Genomic DNA, 24,005 nt, shown 5'->3' on the forward strand with positions numbered 1-24,005 from the left:
GTATAAATTTATTTCAACGAGCCTGAAAGAAACTGTTGCAGACGCGGGCTTTTCGGATTGCCGAACACCTCTGCCGGGGAGCCCTCCTCTTCGATCCGTCCCTGATGCAGGAAAACCACATGGCTGGAGACGTGCCGGGCGAATTCCATCTCGTGTGTGACCACCACCATGGTTTTTCCCTCTTCCGCCAATTGCTGCATGATCCGTAACACTTCGCCCACCAGCTCAGGATCGAGCGCCGACGTCGGCTCATCGAACAACAGCACTTCCGGCTCCATCGCCAGCGCGCGCGCAATCGAGACGCGCTGCTGCTGGCCGCCGGACAGATTGACCGGATATTTAGCCTGCTGGCGCGCGTCTATGCCCACTTTGGATAGATAGCGAACCGCACGCTCCCGCGCCTCCGTCTTGCTAATCCCCAGCACCTGAATCGGCGCTTCCATCACATTTTCCAGCACCGTCATATGGCTCCACAGATTGAAGTGCTGGAACACCATCGTCAGACGCGTGCGCAACAGTTGCAGCTGTTTTTTATCGAACACTTTTAGTTGGCCGTCTTTATCGCGAACCAGCCGTATTTCCTCATCATTGACCCAGATCGTGCCTTCGCTCGGTTTCTCCAGAAAGTTGATGCAACGCAGAAAGGTGCTTTTCCCCGAACCGGAAGAACCGATAATAGAGATAACGTCGCCCGCTTTTGCCGATAGCGAAACCCCTTTCAGGACTTCATGTTCGCCATAATGTTTGTGCAGTTCGGTAACCACTAATTTTTTGTCTGACATAGTTGATTCTCATGTTAATGCGATACAGGTGATTAGGGTTTCAGATGAGCCAGCCAACGTCTTTCCGCTTTGCGAAACAGGCTGATAAGCGCATAAGAGATAATCAGATAGATGACGGCCGCAATGCCAAACGCGTAGAAAGGCTGATAGGTGGCGGCGTTAATATCGCGCGCGATCTTCAACAGATCGGGCACGGTGGCGGTAAAGGCCAGCGCCGTGGAGTGCAGCATCATAATGACTTCGTTGCCGTAGGCCGGCAGCGAGATGCGCAGCGCGGAAGGCAAAATGATACAGCGGTACATTTTGAAGCGTGAAAAACCGTAGGCGCTTGCCGCTTCGATTTCTCCATGCGGCACCGAACGGATGCCCCCGGCAAAAATTTCCGCGGTATACGCGCAGGTATTGAGTATCAACGCCAGAATCGCGCAGTTCATGCCGCTACGGAAAAACGCGTTGAGGAATTCCGTACCGCGGACAATCTCCAGGGTATAGACGCCGGAATAGATCACCAGCAATTGCACATACAGCGGCGTACCGCGAAAGATGTAGATGTACAACCAGGCGGGGAAGCTTAGCCAGCGGGACGATGAAACCCGCGCCACCGCCATCGGCACCGCCAGCAAACCGCCGATGGTCACCGAGATGATCAATAACCACAGCGTAATCGCCACACCGGTAAAACGGTAGCCATCACTCCACAGCAGCGACTGCCAGTACTGTTGTAAAATCTCGATCATAACTCAGCCCTCTTGACGCCGATGGAGTAACGCTTTTCCAGCCACAGCAGAACGCCGTTGGAAATGGTGGTGAAAAACAGGTATATCCCGCCGGCGACCAGCGCGTAGAAGAAGGGTTGCCAGGTGCCTTTACCCGCCAGTTGCGTGGCCTTGACCACATCGTTAAGCCCCAAAATGGAAACCAGCGCCGTCGCCTTGAGGATTATCAACCAGTTGTTGCCGATACTCGGCAGCGCGAAACGCATCATCAACGGAAACAGAATGCGGCGGAAAATCTGGGCGCCGCTGAAACCGAAAGCCGTGGCCGCTTCGATCTGTCCGCGCGGCACCGCCATAAAAGCGCCGCGGAACGTTTCGGTAAAATAGGCGCCATAAATAAAGGCCAGCGTGATAATCCCCGCCGTCAGCGGATCGATATTGATTTGGGCGACGCCGAAAAATTCGGTGACGTTATTCAGCGCGATCTGCAATCCGTAGAAGATCAGCAACATCAGCACCAGATCCGGTACGCCGCGGATCAGGGTAGTGTAGATATTGAATATGGCGACGACCGGACGGTAGCGGGAGAGTTTGCCGCCCGCGCCGATAAGACCGATGATCACCGCCAGCAGCACTGAACTCAGCGCCAGCTCCAGCGTCACCAACGCCCCTTCAAAGATAAGTTTATTGTAGCCCTGCAACATATGTCGTTCCTCTGTATCGCATCATCGTTGGAGTGGTGTTCCAGTCGGGGGCATTCGCCTTTGTAAAGTAACCGATTGCATTAATGAAACAATTATTTTTAATATAATTCAATATATTATATTGAAACAATGTCCACTTCCCCGCCGTAAAAGCGCGTTTTTCTCACCCTGAACAGACCTATTTTTCCCACGGCGGCTCATAGCACGGCAAGACCGTCCGGCGCCATCTCCGTCAACACCAGTCCGGCCCGCAGCCCCGGCGCCACATTCGGGTTGGGAAACAGAATCCATTCGCGATCGTGCTTTACCCGGTAAAGTTCCCCCGGCTGTTCGCACAGCAAGGTTCCCTGCTCGAAACAGGTGAAATTGGCGGTATCGTCAGCGAGGTGCAGCCGAAATGCGTCGCCGTGTTTGATGAGCGAACGGGCAACGCGAAACCACGCCGGCGGCGGCCCGCTTCGCGCCGGCAACGCCATAGCGCTCACTTCGGCCCGCAGGGCGCGATCGATAGCGGAAAACTGGTGCGGATCGTTACAGCCAAACGCTCTCGCTTTGCCCAATTCCAACGTGCAACTACCCGCCTGCAACCGCTCGCTGCTGAAATGGCTGAACGTTCCGCCCGGCTCGCTATGCACCACCAGCGCATCCAACCCCGCCGCCGTCAGGCAGTCCAGCAACGCGGCGCTGTAGGGACGTTGCTGATAGGGCAACAGACCAAAGCGCGGCATCTTTGAATCACGGATCGCGGTATGCAGATCATAATGCCGCCGCGCCGCGCCATTTTCCGGCGCATCGGCGGCGAAAAACGCCGTCATCACCTGTTCCAGTTCGCGCGCGCGCGCCGTTTCGCCGCTCGGTGCGAATTGCGCATGACGGCCGCCGAACATCCGGTTCATATCGCTGTGCAGGTAACGCCGCCCTGCGCGCATCGCCGCCGGATTGCCCAGCACCACCAACAGCCGCACCGCCAGCCCTTGCCGACCGGCCAGGAGATCGTTAACCAGCCGATCGAGCAGCTCAATCGGCGCGGTTTCATTACCGTGGATCCCGGCCGATAGCACCACCGCCCGCTGATATCCGCTGTCCGGCGCCAGTTCCAGCACCCCTTCCCGCCACCAGCGCCAGTGCAGCCCGGCTGTTTCACCGCTTGTCTGCCGGGGCAACGCCCCGCGCAACGTCAGCGCTAAAAAATCGTTCATACCCGTTGTTTCCTACCGTTGGAAGGCATAGACCGATCCCAGCCCCAGAATAGACGTCAGGCTATCCAGTGCTTCCCGTCCTTCGCGCAGCAGCATCGGGTCCGCCAGATCGTCCTGAGTCAACCGGTCACGATAGTAACGGTCAACCCACTGATTGAGCGTGGCAAACAGCGGGTCATTCATCATGACCCGCGGATTCACCGCCCGCAGCTCCTGTTCGTTGAGCACGACCCGCAGGCGCAAGCAGGCCGGTCCACCGCCATTACGCATACTTTCGCGCAGATCAAATACCTTGATATCGTCAAGCGGTCCCCCTGACGCGGTCATTTCCGACAAATAACGCCAGACGCCGTCATGACGACGCGACTCCTCCGGTACGACAATCGTCATCCCGCCATCCGGCCGGGTGAGGATCTGGCTGTTGAACAGATACGTGGCCACCGCATCATCGACCGAAACCCGGCTTTCCGGTACTTCAATCGCCACCAGATCTTGTTCCAACTGCGCCATTTTGCCGCGTATCTCGTCCAGCGCCCGTTGTTGATGCAAAAAGGCCTGCTGATGGTGGAACAACACCTGCTGGTTGCTCACCGCGATAACATCGTTGTGGAACACCCCGCGATCGATAACCGCCGGATTCTGCTGCACAAACACCGTGTGGCGCGCATCCAACTGATGCAGGCGGGCGATCGCTTCGCTGGCCTCGCGCGTCTGACGCGACGGATAGCGCTGCGGCCCCGGCTCGTTACCGGACTGGTGCTGGCCGTAAACGAACACCTGCACGCCTCGGCGACCGTAATCGCCTCCCAGACGGTTATGGTTTGCGGCCCCTTCGTCGCCAAACAGCGCAACTTGCGGCAGCGCCGCATGATGGACAAAATGCGATTCGTCACGGAAAATCGCCCGCAGCATCGCCGCCGTGGTTGGCGCTTCGACCGCCCGATGAAACTTATTGTTCAGGTTGGCGGCGGTAAAATGCACCCGGCCATCGGCACTGTCCGCAGAAGGCGACACCGTGGCCGCATTCGCCGCCCACATCGCAGAGGCCGAACTGAGCGCGGACAGCAGACGCGGCGCCTGTTTCATAGCCTGCGCCAGCATGCTTTCGTCGCTGCCGCTGAATCCCAGCCGCCGCAACATCGGCAGATGAGGCCGATCCTGCGGCGGCAATACCGCCTGCGGATGGCCGAGATCCGACAGCGTTTTCATCTTCAACAACCCTTGCTTAGCGGCCAGTTTCGGATTGGCGACGCGGTTCTGATGCCGCGTTGAGGCTTCATTGCCGAACGACAGACCGGCGTAATGGTGCGTTAACCCCACCAGCCCATCGAAATTGACTTCATATCCGTACATGATGACTCCAGAAAACGGAAAATTGCTCAGGCGCACACGCGGCCGATGACGTTATGCCGCCCCACGGCTATTCCGCCGACGTATCAAACGATACCCCCGGCGTCGGGGTGGCGGGCAGCGTCAGCGTTTCGCTCTCCAGCGAGGCCATCGGCCAGGCACAGTAGTCCGCGGCGTAAAACGCGCTGGCGCGATGATTGCCCGATGCCCCAACGCCCCCGAATGGCGCGGCGCTGGAGGCGCCGGTAAGCGGTTTGTTCCAGTTGACGATCCCGGCGCGCGCCTCCAGCAGCAGACGATCGAACCGATCGCGCCGCGGCGACACTAACCCCACCGCCAGTCCGTAGCGCGTCTGGTTGGCGATACGCAGCGCCTCGTCAAAATCCTCATAGCGGATCACGCGCACCAGCGGCCCGAAGTACTCTTCGTCCGGCACGCCGTCCACACCCGTAATATCAAGGATACCCGGCGTCAATAATGCGTTGTTTGCTTCCGGCCGGGTCAAGGTCAGCAGGGCGGTGGCGCCCAGCGCCAGCAGTTGTTGCTGCGCGACCAGCATATTTTCCGCCGCCGAAGAGGAGATCACTCCCCCCATGAAGGGCTGCGGCTCGGCGTCCCAGCGGCCGATGCGCAGCGCGCGCGCCACCTCGATAAACCGTTGCAGAAAGGCGTCGCCTTCAGCGCCGCGTTTTACCAGCAGACGACGTGCGCAGGTACAGCGCTGTCCGGCGGAGATAAACGCCGATTGAATCGCCAGATTGACCGCGGCGTCGCGCTCCACGACCTCGTCAACGATCAGCGCATTGTTACCGCCCATTTCCAGCGCGATGATCTTTTCCGGCTGCCCCGCCAGTTGGCTATGCAGTTGATAGCCGGTGCTGGCGCTGCCGGTAAACAGCAGGCCGTCAGTCTGCGGATTAACCGCCAGCGCGGCGCCGGTGGCCCGCCCGCCTTGCAACAGGTTCAGTACCCCATCCGGCAGGCCCGCCTGCTGCCATAACCGAACCGTCTCCTGCGCGGTGAGCGGCGTCAGTTCACTGGCCTTGAACACCACACAGTTTCCCGCCAGCAGCGCCGGTACAATATGGCCGTTGGGCAGGTGGCCGGGGAAATTATAGGGGCCGAACACCGCCAGCACGCCGTGCGGCCGATGGCGTAACGACGCGGCGCCGTCCGCCATCGGGGTACGGCTCTCGCCGGTGCGCTGCTGATAAGCGCGCAGAGAAATACCGACTTTGCCGATCATTGCCTGTACTTCCGTCAGGGTTTCCCAACGCGGTTTGCTGGTTTCACGGCTGATGACCGCGGCCAGATGTTCCTTATGTTGCTCCAGCAACCCGGCAAAACGTTGCACCACCGCGGTACGCTGCGCCAGCGGCAGGCGCGCCCAGGCCGGGAAAGCGCGTCTTGCGGCGGTGCAGGCGTCATCAATATCAATGGCATTCGCCGCCGCCCCCTGCCATAGCAGTTGATTATCCAGCGGATCGGTTTTGCTGAATTCGGCGCCGCGGCCCTGTCGCCAGGCGCCGTTGATAAATAGCAAAGAAGATGGCATTACTCTTTCCCCCGTGGATTAAGGGTGACCAGACGGGCCTTACCGCCGGGGGCCATACCTAACGCCGCCGCCGTCTGCGCGCTAACGCGCAGACAATCGCCGTCAGGATCGGCCTGCACCAACAGAGCGCGATACTGCTGATAATCATCATTGGCCACCAGACAGGCCGGTAGATCGGCATGCACGGGCGTCTCATCGATCGCTACCGGCAACAGCCGTCCTTCCTTCACCGCACGCAGTTGGTCGATGTCCGCTTCAAGCGTGGCGCCGCCATCGAAAATATCGATGTATCCTCGGTAGCTGAGTCCTTCAGACTCCAGCACCCGGCGTGCCGGCGCGGTATGAGGATGCACCTTGCCAATCACCTCGCGTACCGTCTCTGGCAAAAAGTCGACGTACAGCGGGTGTTTGGGCATCAGTTCGGCGATAAATGCCTTTTGTCCGGTGCCGCTAAGATAGTCCGCCTGGGCGAAATCGATGGAAAAGAAGCGGCTGCCCAGCCCTTCCCAGAACGGCGAATTGCCCTGCTCGTCGGAGTAACCGCGCATTTCCGCCACCACCTTGCCGGAAAAATGCTCGCGGAAAGCGGCGATAAACAGAAAGCGCACTTTGGATAACAGTTTTCCATTAAGACTGTGGCGGTAATCGGGGTCGAGAAACAGGGTGCAAAGCTCGCTATAACCCGTATGGTCGTTGCTGAGGAACAGCGTCGGCACGGCCTTGTAGACGTTAAGCGTTTTGGAGGCATGAACCAGCGTGCCGACACGAAAGTTGTACCACGGCTCCGTCAGCCCCACCGCGACCTCAAGCGCGCTGACGCCAACTACGCGTCCGACGCGGGTATCCTCCAGCACGAACAGATAGCCCTGCTCTTCCAGAGGAAGCTCCCCTTGCCAGGTCTTGATCGCGCGTTCGATACGTGCCGATAGCGTCTCTTCGTTGTCCGGCAGCGTGGTCAAACCGACGCCGGATTTGCGCGCCAGCGCCCGCAGGTCAGCCAGGTCGCGGCGCTCTACGGCGCGAATAATCATCATAATACCCACCTCTTTATCGCTGAATTAACCACGAAGCCGTTCAATTGCGCGTCTAAACCGCAATAGTCCTTCCTCGATGTCACCTTCGGGAATAATCAGTGAAGGGGCAAAGCGCACCACATCCGGCCCGGCGATCAACGCGATCAGCCCTTCCTCGCTCGCCAGTTGGGTAAGCATCTTGGCCTTACCCGCATAGTCGGCGCTCAGTTCACAACCAATAAGCAACCCTTTACCGCGAATATCGGCAAAAACAGGATAGTCAGCATTAATGCTATTCAAGCCATCGATAAATAACTGGTGACGCCGCCGTACGCCCTCCAGCACCTCCGGGGTGTTGATCAGACTCACTACCGTTCCGGCCACCGCCGAGGCCAGCGGATTACCGCCATAGGTGGTGCCGTGCGAACCGACCGAAAACGCGCCGGCGAAGGTGTCGGTCGTCAGCATGGCGGCAATCGGGAAACCGCCCCCCAGCGCTTTGGCGGTAGTCAGTACGTCGGGAACCACGCCATACTGCATATAGGCGTAAAGCGAGCCGGTACGACCGACGCCGGTTTGCACTTCATCAAAAATCAACAGCGCGCCGTGGCGATCGCATAACGCGCGCAGCCCTTGCAAGAAAACCGGGTCGGCCGGCAACACGCCGCCTTCGCCCTGGATCGGCTCGACAATTACCGCGCAGGTGTGCGCGGTAATCGCGGCCTCAGCCGCGTTCAAATCATTGAACGGCACATGGTCAATCCCGCCCGGCAGCGGGGCGAAGTCCTGCGAGTATTTGGGCTGTCCGCCGGCGCTGACGGTAAACAGCGTACGGCCGTGGAAAGCGTCGTTGAAGGCGACGATGCGGTTTTTATCCGCCGCGCCGCAGTCGCGGGCATATTTTCGCGCCAGTTTAAGCGCCGCTTCATTCGCTTCCGCCCCGGAATTGCAGAAAAATACCTTATCGGCAAACGTGGCGTCGATAAGTTGCTTTGCCAACCGCAGCACCGGCTCATTGGTGTAACCGTTACCGATGTGCCACAGCTTGCCCGCCTGCCCGGTTAACGAGGCCAGCACCGCCGGGTGGCAATGCCCCAGCGCGTTAACCGCGATGCCGCCGGCGAAATCAATGTACTCTTTCTCTTGCTGATCCCAGACACGGGAACCCTCACCGCGCGCCAGAATGAAATCAGCCGGCGCATAGACCGGCACCATTCGGTGGTTAAAATCCTGACGTGTTACAACAACTGGTTGTTCCATATTGGCCTCATTTCGCTCGGCGAGATGCCGGAATTTGTTTCTGTTCACACTTTGAACATCGAATCGGGTAATGAAGAAAAAACGTTCGCTTTTTCATCACCTGTTTTGCGCTGAAAAAAGGAGCGAAAGAAATCATTAACTTATTATTAATCAATTTATTAACCCCCTTCTCTATCCGCCTCTGATGCGCTCCGGCGGCAGGCAAGGCAATAAACCTGCTTTTTCAGATAATGATCGTAGAGCAGCTATCGTGCCAAAAAGTGAATAAACCGGGATTGGGTTAAATTTATTACGTAAAAACAATAAGTTAAATTGCATATTTATGCAATATTTATGCATTCGTAGTTATGCGAAAAGAGAAATCGTCATAAAATCATCATGTGATAGGAAAAAATTATTCAACGCCGGAAAAAATAACATTTTTATTTTTCGGAGCAAATAATGACCGCTGCCGCCCTGCAGACAAACCCCGACGCTCCACCTTATTTTAATGTTGCACCAAAAAAGCGAGGCATCTCACCAAAATATGGCAACTCATGGCTCGCGTTTTTGCAGATCAGTTTCCTTCCCCCGGCGGGAGGAAGGATTGGGAGGGAAATTAATGACAAAATTCGATATTGGGGACAAGGTGCCGACGAGGCCGCAACGACGCGCTTGATAAAAAGTCAGTAATGTTCGCCACAGCCAAACGCGCCCGCTTTCAGACAAATAGCGGCCGCAAAGTCCGCGGCCGCTGAAAGGCTGACAACGATAGACCGCCCCTGGATAAAGGCGAGCAAAAACGCGGTGATAAAAGCATCCCCGGCGCCAAGCGTATCAAGCGGCGTGATAGGGCGTGACGCCTGGAAAAACCAATTCTCGCCATCATGCAGCAAGGCGCCTTCCGCTCCCCGGGTCGCGATGGCATAGCGGCAGCCCGCACCGACCGCCGCCGACAGCAATTGACGACAGTCGTCCATCGACATGGCGGAACAGGAGAAGAAACCAAAATCGAGCCATCGGCAGAGCGACAAGGCGGCGGTCTGGTCGAAATCATCGGAAAAGTCATAAGAGAGCCGCCCCGGCAGACGCTGCAACGCCGGTAATAAATGGTCCAAATAACTGTAGCAGCTGGTGTGAAGTAACGAGAAAGAGTTTAAATATTCGATATCACTTAGAATAAAATCCATTGGGGTATTTTTTCGCACGCCGCCTTGATTAGAGCCGATAAAAACACGCTCGCCATCAACCACCGTCAGTTGCGCATAACCATTTTCCCCCTGGACCTGACGACAGCGTGAAACATCAATGTGATGCGCCGCCAGCGAACGCTGTACGTGCCGGCCGGCGGCATCATCGCCGAATACGCCCAGATAAGCGGCCTGCGCATGCAGCAGGCTGGCGTAAACGCTGAAGTTAAGCGCATTGCCCCCCGGATAGCGGATTCGCAGGTGGCTATACCGATCGACGACATTGTCGCCTATGCCGATGACTTTCATATTATTACTCGCAGAACGTTCAGGTCGCCACGCTGCCGTGGCGACGGGCGATCAGTAAGCCACTTTGTTCATGTAGCGGCGGGTTTCCAGCGGGTGGTTGCGGATATGCGCCAACGCGCCGCGGTATTCGCACATGATGCGGTAAAACAATACCGGGTTAAAGAACTCCACCACCGTTTCCGGCAATACGCCGATGCCTAACGCGCTGGCGTCTACAACCTCGATTTTCTCCGCGTACCGGCCGAGAAAATCGCTCACCCGCTCATCCAACGGCCGGGTACGTCCCTCATTCATCAGCAGAATGAAAGGCGTTTGGCGATCCGTGACCTCGAACGGGCCGTGGAAATATTCTCCGCTATGGATAGCCGCGGCATGCAGCCTCTGCATTTCCATTAACGAACAGATGGCGACGCCATAAGCCTGTCCAAAGGACGCGCCGCTGGAAAGCACGTAAAACAGCGCTTCGGACTGATAGCGTTCGGCAAAATCCGCACAGCGCGGCGCCGCCAGGGTACAGGCGGTGGCTATCACCGCGTCAATCTGCGTCATCGCCCGCAGAAAGTCCTCATAATGCGGGTAGCCTTCCGTCTGATGCAGCGTTTCGACGCACAGGCTGAGAATAAGCGTAATCGGATTTTCGGTTACGCTGGTTTCCGTACCCCATACGTAGGAAATGTGGTGATCGCCATACTGGATGAGCCGGGCTTGCGGATTGTGAGACAACGTAATGGTCTGCGCGCCCCGCTGCTGCGCCAGTTCAGCAGCGGCGACCGACTCCGCGGTATTACCGCCATGCGAGCAGACAATGACCAGTGAATTCTTCCCCAACGCTCGGGGAGGAACATGAACAAATTCGTTTGCCGTCGCCATTCCGCTGCGTAACATTGATGATTCACTGTCCAGAAAGTATTTGGCCGGATACATATCAACCAGCGATCCCCCACAGGCAACCAGATAAATCTGCTGTATTCCCCCCTGTTGCCCGCGCTGGCTTATAACGGCTTCAATCATTTCTCTGGCGTTCATAACATTCCTCGGTTTTATTGCGAAAATTTATCTGTTCAATAGCATTCAGGATGCAGGGAACCAACGCCCCTGCAACCGGAAAGATGCGGGAAGACAAGGTGACGGATTAGTCGCCGTACACGTCAAAAGTAAAATAGCGTTTGGCAATGCGATCATAGGTGCCGTTGCTGCGAATCGCGGCAATGGCCTGATTGAGCGCCTGCCGCAGATCTTCGTCCTCTTTATTGAGGCCGATGCCGGTTCCGGGGCCAAAAATTTCCGGATCGTACACCCGCTGGTTAACCTGAACGAAGCGTTCACCCTCGGGTTTGTCAAGCAGGGCAAGGGTCTGCACCGATGCGTCATCCAGCACCGCATCAAGCCTGCCGACAATCAGATCGGCATAGCTTTCGCTGGAGTCCGGGTAGGCGATAATTTTTACGCCTTCATCCTGCCAATACTTCTTGGCGTAGGTTTCAAAAACGGAACCCGACTGTACGCCGACGCGTTTGCCTTGCAGAGATTTGGCGTCCGGCTTTAAGCCGCTCTCTTTACCGGTAACGATATAGGCTGGGGTGTTGTATAATTTGTCGCTAAAGGCTATCGACTGTTTCCGCTTTTCGGTAATCGACATCGCGGAGAGCACCGCGTCGAATTTTCTGGCTTTCAGCGCCGGGATCAAACCGTCGAAACTGTTTTCAACCCAGACGCACTGCGCTTTCAGTTCCGTACAAATCGCATTGCCGAGATCGATATCGAAACCGGCAAGCTGTCCTCGCGGGGTTTTATATTCGAAAGGGGGATAGGCCGGATCGACGCCAAAGCGGATTTTTTGCCATTTCTCCGCCGCCAATGCATCATGACCGCCGGCAAACGCCACTAGCAGCATAAACGGTGAAAAAATCTTCTTTATCTTGCCCATTTTTTTCCCCTGATTAAATTAATACCACAAAATATACCATCAGGAAGAATATTAGCCATATCTGTTACTTCAAAGCAATTTATTCAACACAAATTAGACCATATGGTTTTGTTATATTGAAAAAAACCCATCAGTGGTATAAAAATGACTTAGCATGGGCCGGTGTAATAATGAATTCCTGTGGATTATCCCGCTGTTTTCGCTTATCTTTAAGCAAAACTCATCGTAAGCTTCATTTTTAAAATTAGACCATGAACGAGATAAAACCCAGACACCCGCGCCCGCGAAAAGCGTATTTGCAAGCCAAAGAGAAGCTGAAAGATCTGCTCCAATCGGCGGAATACAGCGTGGGCGACCAAATCCCGCCGGAACGTGAACTGGCGCAGCTCCTGTCGGTCAGCCGTATGACGTTGCGTAAAATCATCGCGGAAAGCGTCAGTGATGGTCTGTTGGAAAAACATGGCAATCAGGGCACCTATCTGGCGCACCGCGCCATTGAACGCCCGCTATCCCAGTCGCTGAAACAGGGGATCAGCAAGATCGTCGAATTAAACGGCGCCACGCCCAGCAGCCGCCTGATCCTGTTCCACGAATCCGGCGCCAGCCAACGTATCGCGCAACGCTTGCAGATTGCGCAAGGGGAGCCGATCGTGATGATTAAACGCCTGCGTCTGGCTGACGATAAGCCTTTTTGCCTGGAGACCAGTTTTTTGCCGCGCAGCAAGGTTCCCACGCTGCAATCCGAAGATCTCAGCCAGGGGGAATCCCTCTACCATTTACTCAACGAGCGTTATCAATTGTATGGCGAAGCGGATGAAGGCTATATCAGCGTCGCCGGCATGACGGAAGACGAACAGCAACTGCTTGAGGCGCCGCCGGATAGTCCGGCGCTGGTTTATCGCGGCGTTATTTTCGACAGCCGCCAGCAACCGTTGGAATATCTGGTTTCCGTCAATCATCCACACCGCGTTTCTTTTAAAATCAATTACTCAATGAATCATAATACCCGCTAAATAGCCTGCTGGCGGTACTGGCGCCGATTGTGCTCTGGTTATTGGGATATCACTTTGGGAATAAAGGAACCCAGCGCTTAGCTATCACTATGGCGCTGTTTTTTAATCCTTTTTCCTGAAGAATTTGACTGAGGTTTTACTGAATGATTTTTTAAATGTTAAAAATCAGCGGAAGCCAAACGCCCCCGCCGATCAATGTTATAACAATATACTTACATGTTATCGATGATATCCTGCGCGAACTCGCTACATTTCCGCAGTTTAGCGCCGTCCATCAGACGTTCGAAATCGTAGGTCACTGTCTTGTTGCGGATCGCGCCCTCAACGCCTTTAACAATCAGGTCGGCGGCTTCGAACCATTGCAGATGACGCAGCATCATTTCTGCGGACAGAATAACGGAGCCCGGATTCACTTTATCCTGACCGGCGTATTTCGGCGCCGTGCCGTGAGTGGCTTCAAACAGGGCGCATTCGTCGCCGATATTGGCGCCCGGCGCAATACCGATACCGCCAACCTGCGCGGCCAGCGCATCGGAAATGTAGTCGCCGTTCAGGTTCATACAGGCGATAACGTCATACTCCGCGGGACGCAGCAGGATCTGCTGCAGGAACGCATCGGCAATCACGTCTTTTACTACGATATCTTTGCCGGTATTGGGGTTTTTGATTTTAACCCACGGACCGCCGTCAATCAGTTCACCGCCGAATTCTTCACGCGCCAACTGGTAACCCCAGTCTTTAAAGGCGCCTTCGGTGAATTTCATGATGTTGCCTTTGTGTACCAGCGTGACGGAATCGCGATCGTTGGTAATGGCATATTCAATCGCCGCACGCACCAGCCGTTTGGTGCCCTGCTCGGAACACGGCTTGATGCCGATGCCGCACTGTTCCGGGAAACGGATTTTATTTACGCCCAGCTCTTCGCGCAGAAACTTGATGACCTTATCGGCTTCCGCTGAGCCCGCTTTCCACTCGATGCCCGCATAAATATCTTCCGCGTTTTCACGGAAGATCACCATATCGGTCAGCTCCGGGTGCTTAACCGGGCTTGGCGTGCCTTCGTAGTAGCGCACCGGGCGCAGACAGACATACAGATCCAGCTGTTGGCGCAGGGCCACGTTCAGCGAACGGATCCCGCCGCCCACCGGCGTGGTCAGCGGGCCTTTAATCGCCACGCGATATTCGCGGATCAGGTCCAGCGTCTCTTCCGGCAGCCACACGTCTTTGCCGTAAATCTGCGTTGATTTTTCGCCGGTGTAGATTTCCATCCAGGAGATAGCGCGCTTGCCCTGATAGGCTTTTTCTACTGCGGCATCAACAACCTTGATCATTGCCGGCGTTACGTCGACGCCAATGCCGTCCCCTTCAATAAAGGGAATAATCGGATTCTGGGGGACGTTCAGCTTGCCTTGAGCATCAACGGTAATCTTTTGACCCTCTTGCGGTACCACTACTTTGCTTTCCATTAACCTCTCCTTCGAGCGCTATTTTGTTAATGACTTGTAAGATATGTGTCGATACTACTTGAATATTTAGCCCGCGCCAATCGTAAAGCATTTCGAGTATAATGCTTTTGTTATTCGCGGCTATAAAGATGATGAATAAATTCTCTGTTAAAAATCACCAAGTTAACCGATTCAGCTCACGAGCGACGAAAAAACGCGGCGCCGTGGAACCGCGGCGCGTGCTGTTGTTCAATAAACCCTTTGACGTGCTGCCCCAGTTCACCGACGAAGCCGGGCGCGCCACCCTGAAAGACTATATTCCGCTCGGCGATGTTTACGCCGCCGGGCGTCTGGACCGTGACAGCGAAGGGCTGATGATCCTCACCAATGACGGCAAGCTTCAGGCCAGGCTCACCCAACCGTCGCAAAAGACGGCAAAAACCTATTACGCCCAGGTCGAAGGCGTTCCTGATGAAACGGCGCTGGCCCGGTTTCGCCGCGGCCTGGAGCTTAAAGACGGTAAAACCCTGCCGGCTGGCGTTGCCATCGTACCCGAACCCGACTGGCTGTGGCCGCGACATCCCCCGATTCGGGAACGAAAAAACATTCCCGTCTGCTGGCTGAAAATCACCCTGTATGAGGGGCGCAACCGTCAGGTTCGGCGTATGACGGCGCATATCGGTTATCCCACGTTGCGCCTGATCCGCTATGGCATGGCGGATCAGAACGTGGAAAACCTGTTACCCGGAGAATGGAAGGAGATCGCTGATGTTTAAGCCACACGTTACCGTTGCCTGCGTTGTTCAGGCGGAGAACCATTTTCTGGTGGTCGAAGAGTTAATCGACGATAAATTGTTATGGAACCAGCCCGCCGGCCATTTAGAGGCCGATGAAACGCTGATTCAGGCCGCCACCCGGGAGTTATGGGAAGAAACCGGCATTCAGGCCGCGCCGCAGAGTTTTCTGCAGTTGCACCAGTGGATCGCCCCGGACCGGACGCCGTTTCTGCGCTTTTGCTTTGCTCTCGACCTGCCGCAGCGGCTGGCGACGCAGCCGCACGACAGCGATATTGAATGCTGCCGCTGGCTGACGGCGGAAGAGATCCTGCATTCCACTCAGTTGCGCTCGCCGCTGGTGGCGGAGAGTATTCGCTGCTATCAACGCCCGCAACGCTATCCTTTAACCCTGCTGGGCGCCTTTAACTGGCCGTTTTAGCGCACAGCGCCGCGGGAATAGCGGTGCAGGTCCGGGCGCAACATGATAAAATGCGCCGCTCGTTTTTCGCTTCAAGTTCAGTTCGTGAGACTCCCATGTCAGATAACAGCCAGAAAAAAGTGATTGTCGGTATGTCCGGCGGTGTTGATTCATCGGTTTCCGCTTACCTGTTGCAGCAACAGGGCTATCATGTTGAAGGCCTGTTTATGAAAAACTGGGAAGAGGACGACGACACCGAGTATTGCTCCGCGGCAACCGACCTTGCCGACGCTCAGGCCGTCTGCGACAAACTCGGCATTGAGCTGCACACGGTTAATTTTGCCGCCGAATACTGGGATAACGTCTTTGAACTGTTTCTGGCGGAATACCAGGCGGGCCGCACGCCGAACCCTGATATTCTGTGCAATAAAGAGATTAAATTCAAAGCATTCCTTGAGTTCGCCGCCGAAGATCTGGGTGCGGATTATATCGCCACCGGCCACTATGTGCGCCGCCGCGACGTCGACGGCAAAAGCCGTTTACTGCGCGGACTGGACGGCAATAAAGATCAGAGCTATTTCCTCTATACGCTCAGCCATGAACAGATTGCGCAAAGCCTGTTCCCGGTGGGCGACCTGGAAAAACCGCAGGTGCGCGAAATCGCCGTGCAATTGGATTTAGCCACGGCCAAAAAGAAAGACTCCACCGGCATCTGCTTTATCGGCGAACGCAAGTTCAGCGATTTCCTGGCCCGCTATCTGCCTGCTCAACCGGGCCCGATACTGTCCGTTGACGACGGCAAACCCATGGGACAGCATCAGGGGCTGATGTATCACACCCTGGGGCAGCGTAAAGGGCTGGGTATCGGCGGCGTCAAGGACGGCGGCGAAGCCCCCTGGTATGTGGTGGATAAAGACGTGGAAAATAATATCCTCTACGTCGCCCAGGGACATGAGCACCCGCGCCTGATGTCTGGCGGATTAATCGCCCAGCAGCTGCACTGGGTTGATCGTCAAGCGTTAACCACGGAATTACGCTGCGTGGTGAAAACCCGCTATCGGCAAGCCGATATTCCCTGCACCGTCACCCCGCTTGGCGCAGACCGCATTACCGTCCGTTTTGATAAACCGGTGGCGGCGGTGACTCCAGGGCAGTCCGCCGTTTTCTATCAGGATGAGGTTTGCCTGGGCGGCGGCATTATTGAAGAACGTTTACAGGAGTGATCGTGGCCAAAAATTATTATGATATTACCCTGGCGCTGGCGGGCATCTGCCAGTCCGCCCATCTGGTGCAACAGCTAGCCCATAGCGGCAACTGCGACAACGACATTCTGCACACGTCGCTCAACAGCATTCTGGTGGTAAACCCGGCGTCGACGCTGGCGGTATATGGCGATGCGCAAAGCAATCTGAAAACCGGGCTGGAGACCCTGCTGGGAATATTGAATACCAGCGGCAAAGGTCCGGGCGCCGAGCTGTCGCGCTATGCTTTCAGCCTGATCGCCCTTGAGCGTAAACTGCACGCCAAAAGCGCTGCGCTCGACGAGCTGGGTAACCGCATCGGCCAGTTGGAACGTCAGTTGGAGCATTTCGAACTGCTCTCTGATACGATCGTCGGCGCGCTGGCCGGTATTTATGTCGATGTGATCAGTACCCTGGGGCCGCGGATTCAGGTGACCGGCTCGCCGGAGATACTGAAAAACAGCCAGATCCAGGCCAGGGTGCGCGCGGCGCTATTAGCCGGTATTCGTTCCGCGGTGCTATGGCAACAGGTGGGCGGCGGACGCCTGCAGTTGATGTTTTCCCGCGGTCATCTGATAAAAGAAGCAAAACAGATATTGGCGCGCTGCTAAGCAGCGATTAAGTTGCGGGCCAGGCGCGCTAATTTTTATTAAAACCGATCCCAGGAGTTGCTTGCGATGGAATTATCCTCACTGACCGCCGTTTCCCCGGTAGATGGCCGCTACGGCGATAAAGTCAGCACGTTACGCGCTATTTTCAGCGAATTCGGTTTGCTGAAGTTCCGCGTGCAGGTTGAAGTGCGTTGGCTGCAAAAATTGGCGGCCTGTGCCGAAATCCGGGAAGTTCCTGCATTTGATGCCGACGCAAACGCTTTCCTCGACCGGATTGCGACGGAATTTGACGAACAGGACGCCGCGCGCATTAAAACCATTGAGCGCACCACCAACCATGACGTTAAAGCCGTTGAGTATTTCCTGAAGGAAAAAGTCGCCGCCGTGCCGGCGCTGCACGCGGTCAATGAATTTATCCACTTCGCCTGCACCTCGGAAGACATCAATAACCTGTCTCATGCGCTGATGCTGGACACCGCGCGCCGCGAAGTCATTCTGCCCCACTGGCGCAAAATCATTGATGCGTTGGCCGATCTGGCCCGGCAATATCGCGATATTCCGCTGCTGTCGCGCACCCACGGCCAACCGGCCACCCCTTCCACCATCGGTAAAGAGTTCGCCAACGTCACCTATCGTATGGAGCGGCAGTACCGTCAACTGCAACAGGTTGAGATTCTGGGTAAAATCAACGGCGCCGTGGGTAACTACAACGCGCATATCGCCGCCTATCCCGACGTCGACTGGCACCGGTTCAGCGAAAGTTTCGTCACCTCTCTGGGGATCGTCTGGAACCCGTACACCACCCAGATCGAGCCCCATGACTATATCGCCGAACTGTTTGACTGCGTTGCCCGCTTTAACACCATTTTGATCGACTTCGACCGCGATATCTGGGGTTACATCGCCCTGAACCACTTCAAGCAGAGAACCATCGCCGGTGAAATTGGCTCTTCCACCATGCCGCATAAGGTCAATCCTATCGATTTTGAGAATTCGGAAGGCAACCTGGGATTAGCCAACGCCGTATTGGGACATTTGGCCGGTAAACTGCCGATCTCCCGCTGGCAGCGCGACCTGACCGACTCCACGGTACTGCGTAATCTGGGCGTGGGGATTGGCTATGCGCTGATCGCTTATCAGGCGACGCTTAAGGGCATCAGCAAACTGGAAGTCAACCGCGACCACCTGAGTGACGAACTGGATCACAACTGGGAAGTGCTGGCGGAACCGATTCAAACGGTGATGCGCCGCTACGGCATTGAAAAACCTTACGAAAAACTGAAAGAGCTGACGCGCGGCAAACGCGTTGACGTCGCCGGCATTCAGGTATTTATCGATGGACTGGATCTGCCCGAAGCCGAAAAAACCCGGCTGAAGGCCCTGACGCCGGCGAATTATATCGGCCGGGCGATTAAAATGGTCGACGATCTGAAATAAGCGCCGACGCCACCGGCGGGCCGCGCGCCCGCCTATCACCCCGCCGCCCTTCCTCTTTTCCGCCGATCCCGTTTATCCGCCGTTTATTATCTATGTGGATAATTTGCTGGATTAAAATTGTATAATACAAATAATTCCGATTACGGATGACTATGATACGCAAACAGAGTTTGCCTATGGCCCGTTTTGCCAGTGTGACAGAGGAAACAGCGATGCGCATTCTGGTTGTCGAAGATAATGCTTTATTACGCCATCACCTTACCGTGCAAATGAATGAAATGGGCCATCAGGTTGATGCCGCCGCAGATGCCAAAGAAGCCGATTATTTCCTGCGCGAACACGCCCCGGATATCGCGATTATCGACCTCGGGCTGCCGGACGAAGACGGGATGAGCGTTATCCGCCGCTGGCGTTCGCAGCAGGCCAAATTACCCATTCTGGTGCTGACGGCGCGCGAAGGGTGGCAGGACAAAGTGGCGGTGCTGGAAGCGGGCGCGGATGACTACGTCACCAAACCTTTCCATATGGAGGAGGTCGTCGCCCGTATGCAGGCCCTGATGCGCCGCAATAGCGGACTGGCGTCGCAGATTATCAGCATCCCGCCGTTTGAAATCGACCTGTCGCGCCGTGAAGTGATGATTAAAGGGGCGGCGATAAAGCTGACGGCATTTGAATATACCATCATCGAAACCCTGATCCGCAACAGCGGCAAAGTGGTCAGCAAGGAGTCGCTGATGCTGCAGCTATACCCCGATGCGGAACTGCGCGAAAGCCATACCATAGATGTACTGATGGGGCGCCTGCGCAAAAAAATACAGAGCGCCGGTTCGCCGGATGTAATTACCACCGTGCGCGGCCAGGGGTATCGTTTCGACATCGCCACCGCTCAGGCGCCGAATGAGTAACGGAAGAGCGCCTTTCTCACTGCGCGTCCGCTTTCTGTTAGCCACGGTCGCCATTGTTCTGGCGCTGTCCCTCTCTTACGGCGTAGTGGCGATTATCGGCTACAGCGTCAACTTCGATAAAACCTCTTTCCGGCTGCTGCGCGGTGAAAGCAACCTGTTTTATAGTCTGGCGCAGTGGCGGGATAACCAGTTGACCATCGCCACGCCGCCGGATATCGATATTAATTTCCCCACGATGGTCTTAATTTACGACCAACAGGGGAAAATACTGTGGCGGGAAAAAAAAGTGCCCGAACTGGAAGCGCTGATCAACCCCGAGTGGCTGAAAAAAACCGCCTACCATGAACTGGATACCGATACCGATACCAGCAGCGCCGTGCTGAAAGGAAATACGCTGGTGCTGAATAGCCTCAAAGCGCTTAACGGCATCCACGCCAATACGCTGACGCACTCAATCGCCGTGAATGTCTACCCGCACACCGAGCACCTTCCGCCATTGACCATCGTGGTGGTGGACCGCATCCCGCAGGAGCTACAGCAGGAAGATATCGTCTGGGAATGGTTCAGCTACGTGGTTATCGCCAATCTTATTCTGGTGCTTCCCTTGCTGTGGCTGGCCGCGCACTGGAGCCTGCGGCCGATCAAAAGCCTGGTCAGGCAGATTGCCGAACTGGAAAAGGGCACCCGCGAACAGCTGGATGAAAACCCGCCGCGCGAACTGTTCAGCCTGGTGAGAAACCTGAACATTTTATTGAACAACGAGCGCCAGCGTTATCACAAATACCGTACCACCCTGACCGACCTTACCCACAGCCTGAAAACGCCGCTGGCGGTGTTGCAGACCACGCTGCGGGCGTTACGCACCGGCAAGGAGATCAATATCGATCAGGCGGAACCCATTATGCTGGCGCAGATAAGCCGCATCTCGCAGCAGATTGGTTATTACCTGCACCGGGCCAGCGTGCGTTCCGAACACCATATATTGACGCGCGAAGTGCATTCCGTGCCCGCCCTGTTGGACGGGCTGTGCTCGGCGCTGAATAAAGTTTACCAGCGCAAAGGGGTGGAGCTGACGCTCGACATTTCGCCGGAGCTCACCTTTATCGGCGAAAAGAACGACTTTATGGAAGTATTGGGCAACGTGCTGGATAACGCCTGCAAATACTGTCTGGAATTTGTGGAGATCAGCGCCCAGCATTCCGATCACAAACTGCATTTGATTATCGATGACGACGGGCCCGGCATCCCGGCAAGCATACGGGCGCTTATTTTCCAGCGCGGACAGCGCGCCGACAGATTGCGTCCCGGCCAGGGGATCGGCCTGTCGGTGGCGGCGGAAATTATCGAGCAGTATCAGGGCGAGATCATCATCAGCGACAGTAAGTTGGGAGGCGCCCGGGTAGAGGCGATATTTTCCCGCCAGAACCCCGGCCCGCATGAGGCATGAAAGTCGGTACAGCCAACGGCGCTTCCGCTATAATTGTTGCAGCCCCCCGTTTTCTGGAAAACATGGTATGGACTATCAACTCAATCTCGACTGGCCGGATTTTCTGGCCCGCTACTGGCAAAAGCAGCCGGTTATCATCAAACGCGGCTTTAATCGCTTTATCGATCCCATCTCACCGGACGAGTTGGCCGGTCTGGCATTAGAAAATGAGGTCGACAGCCGTCTGGTCAGCCACAATGACGGCCGCTGGCAGGTTAGCCACGGGCCGTTCGACAGCTTCGATCACCTGGGCGAGAACAACTGGTCGCTGCTGGTTCAGGCCGTCGACCACTGGCATGAACCCTCTCTGGCGCTGATGCGCCCGTTCCGCCAACTGCCGGACTGGCGCCTGGACGACCTGATGATCTCATTTTCCGTTCCCGGCGGCGGAGTCGGTCCGCACCTGGATCAGTACGACGTTTTCATCATTCAGGGAACCGGCCGCCGCCGCTGGCGCGTGGGGGAAAAGGTGCCGATGAAACAGCACTGCCCTCACCCCGACCTGCTTCAGGTCGAACCGTTTGACGCCATCATCGATGAAGAGATGGAGCCGGGCGATATTCTGTATATTCCGCCCGGTTTCCCGCACGACGGTTATTCCCTGGAAAACTCGCTCAACTACTCGGTGGGCTTCCGCGCGCCGAACGCCCGCGAGTTATTGAGCAGCTTCGCCGATTATGTGTTATCCCGCGAACTCGGCAGCCACCGCTATAGCGATCCCGATATTCCCGCGCGCCAACATCCGGCCGCCGTGCTGCCGCAGGAGCTGGACCATTTGCAGCATATGATGCTGGAGCTGGCGCAGCAGCCGGAGCATTTCCAGAACTGGTTTGGCGAATTTATTACGCAATCGCGCCATGAGCTCGATCTGGCGCCGCCGGAACCGCCCTATCAGGCCGGCGAAGTCTATGACTTTCTGCAACAGGGAGAGCAACTGCACCGTTTAGGCGGCCTGCGCGTGCTGCTTATCGGCGAAAACTGCTTTGTAAACGGTGAGCTAATCGACAGCCCGCATAAGCCGGCGCTGTCGGCGCTGGCCGAGCATCGCGTGGTCGATGCCGCCATGCTGTCGGAAGCGCTGGACGATCCGGCGTTTCTGGCGCTGCTGACCATATTGATTAACAGCGGCTATTGGTATTTTGCCGATTAGGCCGCGCTGAACGAATGCGTCTTACCCCGCCGCAGCCCTCTCCTTCCCCGGGGAGGGAGGCTTTCCCGGCGGTTTTTAGCCTTTGGCGCGTAATGCGGTGAGTTCGACGATACGCATAATCACCGCCACCGACTGCTCCATGCCTTCCAGCGTGACGAATTCGTGTTTGCCGTGATAGTTGTAGCCGCCGGTAAACAGATTGGGACAAGGCAGCCCGAGGAACGACAGATGAGCGCCGTCGGTGCCGCCGCGGATGGGCTTAAGCAACGGTTCGATATCGCAATCGCGCATAGCCTGCTGCGCCAGCGCGATAATATGCGGATGCTGCTCAACCTGCTCGCGCATATTGTAGTAGCTGTCGGTGATCGTCACCTCGATATAGCAGTCGGGATGCAGACCTTTTCCCACTTTCTCCGCAATATCCAGCATCTTTTTCTTGCGCTGTTCAAACCCGTTACGATCAAAGTCACGCACGATATAGTGCATTTCCGCCCGCTCGACCACGCCTTTGATACTGTGCAGATGATAAAAACCCTGATAGCCGTCGGTGCTTTCCGGCGTCTCATCGGCGGGCACCTCCTGATGATAGCGCGAGGCCAGATTAAGCGCGTTGACCATCACCCCTTTGGCGCTGCCGGGGTGGACGTTATTGCCGACGATTTTCACCGTCACCGAGGCGGCGTTGAAGTTTTCATACTCAAGCTCCCCCACGCCGCCGCCGTCGACGGTATACGCCCATTGCGCATTGAATGCCTGCACGTCAAAGAATTGCGCGCCTTTGCCGACCTCTTCATCCGGCGTAAACGCAATGCGGATCTCTCCGTGCGGCACCTGGCGTTTTCGCAAACGCACCAGCGCGGTGATGATTTCCGCGATGCCGGCCTTGTCATCCGCGCCGAGCAGCGTTTTGCCGTCGGTGGTGATCAGCGTATGCCCCAGCAGCTGATGCAGTACCGGAAACATCACCGGCGAAAGCACTTCGTCGCCGATGCCCAGCGCGATATCGCCGCCGCGATAGTTTTCCACAATCTGCGGATTAACGTGCTTCCCGGAATAGTCGGGAGAGGTATCCAGATGGGAAATAAAACCGATGGTCGGCACCGACCAGGCAACGTTGGCGGGCAGCGTGGCCATAACGCAGCCATGCTGGCTTAGCGTGACCTGCTCAAACCCCAGTTCGAGCAGTTCCTGTTGTAATGCGCGGGCAAGCTTCAACTGACCTTCGGTACTTGGCACCTGCCGGACACTCGCTTTTGATTGCGTATCAAAAGAAACGTAATTTAAAAATCGATCGAGTAATTTATCCATCACTATTGCCTCTTGAACCCTGCGTTTCATTATGGAGACGGCACCTAAGGCAAATATTGCGTCAGGTCAGTTTTTACCGTGTTAACACGCGCAAGGAAAACCTTGATGTTTATCCGCCGCGACGCTCAAATAACGGCACAAACCCGGCGGCACACCGCCTGTAACTTACAAAATTCACTCAATAAAACAACAAGCATTCAACATAATGATCCGGCGTATTATCCGTTCGGC

At 56.1% G+C, this 24,005-nt stretch carries 22 protein-coding genes; 9 read left to right on the forward strand and 13 right to left on the reverse strand.

What is annotated here, in order from left to right:
- Positions 1 to 8: 8 nt before the first annotated feature.
- The 11 genes from hisP to EH206_RS11985 all read right to left on the reverse strand — a co-directional run bounded on the left by hisP (position 9) and on the right by EH206_RS11985 (position 11,966).
- On the reverse strand, positions 9 to 782 hold the full coding sequence (gene hisP, locus EH206_RS11935) for a histidine ABC transporter ATP-binding protein HisP (RefSeq protein ID WP_009113018.1): 774 nt from the start codon (positions 780 to 782) through the stop codon (positions 9 to 11).
- A 32-nt stretch (positions 783 to 814) separates the two neighbouring features.
- Positions 815 to 1,519, reverse strand: coding sequence for an ABC transporter permease (locus EH206_RS11940; RefSeq protein ID WP_009113019.1), 705 nt, complete (start codon positions 1,517 to 1,519; stop codon positions 815 to 817).
- Positions 1,516 to 2,202, reverse strand: a complete 687-nt coding sequence (gene hisQ / locus EH206_RS11945) for a histidine ABC transporter permease HisQ (RefSeq protein WP_009113020.1) — start codon at positions 2,200 to 2,202, stop codon at positions 1,516 to 1,518. Before hisQ ends, EH206_RS11940 begins: the two co-directional genes overlap by 4 nt.
- Positions 2,203 to 2,399: 197 nt before the next feature.
- Entirely contained in the window at positions 2,400 to 3,401 is a 1,002-nt protein-coding gene (gene astE / locus EH206_RS11950) for a succinylglutamate desuccinylase (protein ID WP_009113021.1), read from the reverse strand.
- A 12-nt stretch (positions 3,402 to 3,413) separates the two neighbouring features.
- The gene (astB, locus tag EH206_RS11955; RefSeq protein ID WP_009113022.1) at positions 3,414 to 4,754 is read right to left on the reverse strand and encodes an N-succinylarginine dihydrolase; all 1,341 of its coding nucleotides are present in this window, start codon (positions 4,752 to 4,754) and stop codon (positions 3,414 to 3,416) included.
- A gap of 67 nt (positions 4,755 to 4,821) precedes the next feature.
- On the reverse strand, positions 4,822 to 6,306 hold the full coding sequence (gene astD / locus EH206_RS11960; RefSeq protein WP_009113023.1) for a succinylglutamate-semialdehyde dehydrogenase: 1,485 nt from the start codon (positions 6,304 to 6,306) through the stop codon (positions 4,822 to 4,824).
- Positions 6,306 to 7,340 (reverse strand): arginine N-succinyltransferase, encoded by a 1,035-nt coding sequence (astA, locus tag EH206_RS11965; protein ID WP_009113024.1) that lies wholly within the window; start codon positions 7,338 to 7,340, stop codon positions 6,306 to 6,308. Before astA ends, astD begins: the two co-directional genes overlap by 1 nt.
- 24 nt (positions 7,341 to 7,364) lie before the next feature.
- Positions 7,365 to 8,579, reverse strand: coding sequence for an aspartate aminotransferase family protein (locus EH206_RS11970; protein ID WP_009113025.1), 1,215 nt, complete (start codon positions 8,577 to 8,579; stop codon positions 7,365 to 7,367).
- 665 nt (positions 8,580 to 9,244) lie between these two features.
- On the reverse strand, positions 9,245 to 10,057 hold the full coding sequence (locus EH206_RS11975; protein WP_009113026.1) for a PfkB family carbohydrate kinase: 813 nt from the start codon (positions 10,055 to 10,057) through the stop codon (positions 9,245 to 9,247).
- 51 nt (positions 10,058 to 10,108) lie between these two features.
- Positions 10,109 to 11,083 carry an SIS domain-containing protein gene (locus tag EH206_RS11980; RefSeq protein ID WP_009113027.1) on the reverse strand — a complete coding sequence of 325 codons (975 nt, stop codon included), beginning with the start codon at positions 11,081 to 11,083 and terminating at the stop codon, positions 10,109 to 10,111.
- 106 nt (positions 11,084 to 11,189) lie between these two features.
- Positions 11,190 to 11,966, reverse strand: a complete 777-nt coding sequence (locus EH206_RS11985; RefSeq protein ID WP_369750668.1) for an ABC transporter substrate-binding protein — start codon at positions 11,964 to 11,966, stop codon at positions 11,190 to 11,192.
- Positions 11,967 to 12,235: 269 nt separating this feature from the next.
- Between EH206_RS11985 and EH206_RS11990 the strand changes: the two genes are divergently transcribed.
- Positions 12,236 to 12,997 (forward strand): GntR family transcriptional regulator, encoded by a 762-nt coding sequence (locus tag EH206_RS11990; protein ID WP_009113029.1) that lies wholly within the window; start codon positions 12,236 to 12,238, stop codon positions 12,995 to 12,997.
- 212 nt (positions 12,998 to 13,209) lie between these two features.
- Here EH206_RS11990 and icd read toward each other — a convergent pair whose 3' ends face one another.
- A complete protein-coding gene (gene icd, locus EH206_RS11995; protein WP_009113030.1) occupies positions 13,210 to 14,463 on the reverse strand; it encodes an NADP-dependent isocitrate dehydrogenase in 1,254 nt (417 codons plus the stop codon).
- Between the two features lie 131 nt (positions 14,464 to 14,594).
- Here icd and rluE point away from each other — a divergent pair, with 131 nt between their 5' ends.
- From rluE to EH206_RS12035, 8 genes are all read left to right on the forward strand, one after another.
- The gene (gene rluE, locus EH206_RS12000; protein ID WP_168709097.1) at positions 14,595 to 15,218 is read left to right on the forward strand and encodes a 23S rRNA pseudouridine(2457) synthase RluE; all 624 of its coding nucleotides are present in this window, start codon (positions 14,595 to 14,597) and stop codon (positions 15,216 to 15,218) included.
- Positions 15,211 to 15,657 carry an NUDIX hydrolase gene (locus EH206_RS12005; RefSeq protein ID WP_009113032.1) on the forward strand — a complete coding sequence of 149 codons (447 nt, stop codon included), beginning with the start codon at positions 15,211 to 15,213 and terminating at the stop codon, positions 15,655 to 15,657. Before rluE ends, EH206_RS12005 begins: the two co-directional genes overlap by 8 nt.
- 95 nt (positions 15,658 to 15,752) lie before the next feature.
- Positions 15,753 to 16,859, forward strand: a complete 1,107-nt coding sequence (gene mnmA, locus EH206_RS12010) for a tRNA 2-thiouridine(34) synthase MnmA (RefSeq protein WP_009113033.1) — start codon at positions 15,753 to 15,755, stop codon at positions 16,857 to 16,859.
- A 2-nt stretch (positions 16,860 to 16,861) separates the two neighbouring features.
- Positions 16,862 to 17,488 (forward strand): high frequency lysogenization protein HflD, encoded by a 627-nt coding sequence (gene hflD, locus EH206_RS12015; RefSeq protein WP_009113034.1) that lies wholly within the window; start codon positions 16,862 to 16,864, stop codon positions 17,486 to 17,488.
- A 66-nt stretch (positions 17,489 to 17,554) separates the two neighbouring features.
- Positions 17,555 to 18,925, forward strand: a complete 1,371-nt coding sequence (gene purB, locus EH206_RS12020; protein ID WP_009113035.1) for an adenylosuccinate lyase — start codon at positions 17,555 to 17,557, stop codon at positions 18,923 to 18,925.
- Positions 18,926 to 19,137: 212 nt separating this feature from the next.
- A complete protein-coding gene (gene phoP / locus EH206_RS12025) occupies positions 19,138 to 19,830 on the forward strand; it encodes a two-component system response regulator PhoP (RefSeq protein WP_040343223.1) in 693 nt (230 codons plus the stop codon).
- Positions 19,823 to 21,277, forward strand: a complete 1,455-nt coding sequence (gene phoQ, locus EH206_RS12030; protein ID WP_009113037.1) for a two-component system sensor histidine kinase PhoQ — start codon at positions 19,823 to 19,825, stop codon at positions 21,275 to 21,277. Before phoP ends, phoQ begins: the two co-directional genes overlap by 8 nt.
- A 67-nt stretch (positions 21,278 to 21,344) precedes the next feature.
- Positions 21,345 to 22,466 carry a ribosomal protein uL16 3-hydroxylase gene (locus EH206_RS12035; protein ID WP_009113038.1) on the forward strand — a complete coding sequence of 374 codons (1,122 nt, stop codon included), beginning with the start codon at positions 21,345 to 21,347 and terminating at the stop codon, positions 22,464 to 22,466.
- Positions 22,467 to 22,541: 75 nt separating this feature from the next.
- Here the strand turns inward: EH206_RS12035 and pepT are convergent, their stop codons facing one another.
- On the reverse strand, positions 22,542 to 23,774 hold the full coding sequence (gene pepT, locus EH206_RS12040) for a peptidase T (RefSeq protein ID WP_009113039.1): 1,233 nt from the start codon (positions 23,772 to 23,774) through the stop codon (positions 22,542 to 22,544).
- Positions 23,775 to 24,005 lie beyond the last annotated feature (231 nt).

It is taken from the genome of Brenneria nigrifluens DSM 30175 = ATCC 13028 (assembly GCF_005484965.1).
Taxonomy (GTDB): Bacteria; Pseudomonadota; Gammaproteobacteria; order Enterobacterales; family Enterobacteriaceae; genus Brenneria; species Brenneria nigrifluens.

Excerpts from the sequence above, each read along its gene's own strand:
- purB (WP_009113035.1), top strand. The coding sequence starts at position 17,555 with ATGGAATTATCCTCACTGACCGCCGTTTCCCCGGTAGATGGCCGCTAC.
- pepT (WP_009113039.1), bottom strand. The coding sequence starts at position 23,774 with ATGGATAAATTACTCGATCGATTTTTAAATTACGTTTCTTTTGATACG.
- phoQ (WP_009113037.1), top strand. The coding sequence starts at position 19,823 with ATGAGTAACGGAAGAGCGCCTTTCTCACTGCGCGTCCGCTTTCTGTTA.
- hisQ (WP_009113020.1), bottom strand. The coding sequence starts at position 2,202 with ATGTTGCAGGGCTACAATAAACTTATCTTTGAAGGGGCGTTGGTGACG.
- rluE (WP_168709097.1), top strand. The coding sequence starts at position 14,595 with ATGAATAAATTCTCTGTTAAAAATCACCAAGTTAACCGATTCAGCTCA.
- phoP (WP_040343223.1), top strand. The coding sequence starts at position 19,138 with ATGCGCATTCTGGTTGTCGAAGATAATGCTTTATTACGCCATCACCTT.
- EH206_RS11975 (WP_009113026.1), bottom strand. The coding sequence starts at position 10,057 with ATGAAAGTCATCGGCATAGGCGACAATGTCGTCGATCGGTATAGCCAC.
- EH206_RS12035 (WP_009113038.1), top strand. The coding sequence starts at position 21,345 with ATGGACTATCAACTCAATCTCGACTGGCCGGATTTTCTGGCCCGCTAC.
- EH206_RS11940 (WP_009113019.1), bottom strand. The coding sequence starts at position 1,519 with ATGATCGAGATTTTACAACAGTACTGGCAGTCGCTGCTGTGGAGTGAT.
- EH206_RS11990 (WP_009113029.1), top strand. The coding sequence starts at position 12,236 with ATGAACGAGATAAAACCCAGACACCCGCGCCCGCGAAAAGCGTATTTG.
- EH206_RS11980 (WP_009113027.1), bottom strand. The coding sequence starts at position 11,083 with ATGAACGCCAGAGAAATGATTGAAGCCGTTATAAGCCAGCGCGGGCAA.
- icd (WP_009113030.1), bottom strand. The coding sequence starts at position 14,463 with ATGGAAAGCAAAGTAGTGGTACCGCAAGAGGGTCAAAAGATTACCGTT.
- EH206_RS11970 (WP_009113025.1), bottom strand. The coding sequence starts at position 8,579 with ATGGAACAACCAGTTGTTGTAACACGTCAGGATTTTAACCACCGAATG.
- astB (WP_009113022.1), bottom strand. The coding sequence starts at position 4,754 with ATGTACGGATATGAAGTCAATTTCGATGGGCTGGTGGGGTTAACGCAC.
- EH206_RS12005 (WP_009113032.1), top strand. The coding sequence starts at position 15,211 with ATGTTTAAGCCACACGTTACCGTTGCCTGCGTTGTTCAGGCGGAGAAC.
- astD (WP_009113023.1), bottom strand. The coding sequence starts at position 6,306 with ATGCCATCTTCTTTGCTATTTATCAACGGCGCCTGGCGACAGGGCCGC.
- astA (WP_009113024.1), bottom strand. The coding sequence starts at position 7,340 with ATGATGATTATTCGCGCCGTAGAGCGCCGCGACCTGGCTGACCTGCGG.
- hisP (WP_009113018.1), bottom strand. The coding sequence starts at position 782 with ATGTCAGACAAAAAATTAGTGGTTACCGAACTGCACAAACATTATGGC.
- mnmA (WP_009113033.1), top strand. The coding sequence starts at position 15,753 with ATGTCAGATAACAGCCAGAAAAAAGTGATTGTCGGTATGTCCGGCGGT.
- astE (WP_009113021.1), bottom strand. The coding sequence starts at position 3,401 with ATGAACGATTTTTTAGCGCTGACGTTGCGCGGGGCGTTGCCCCGGCAG.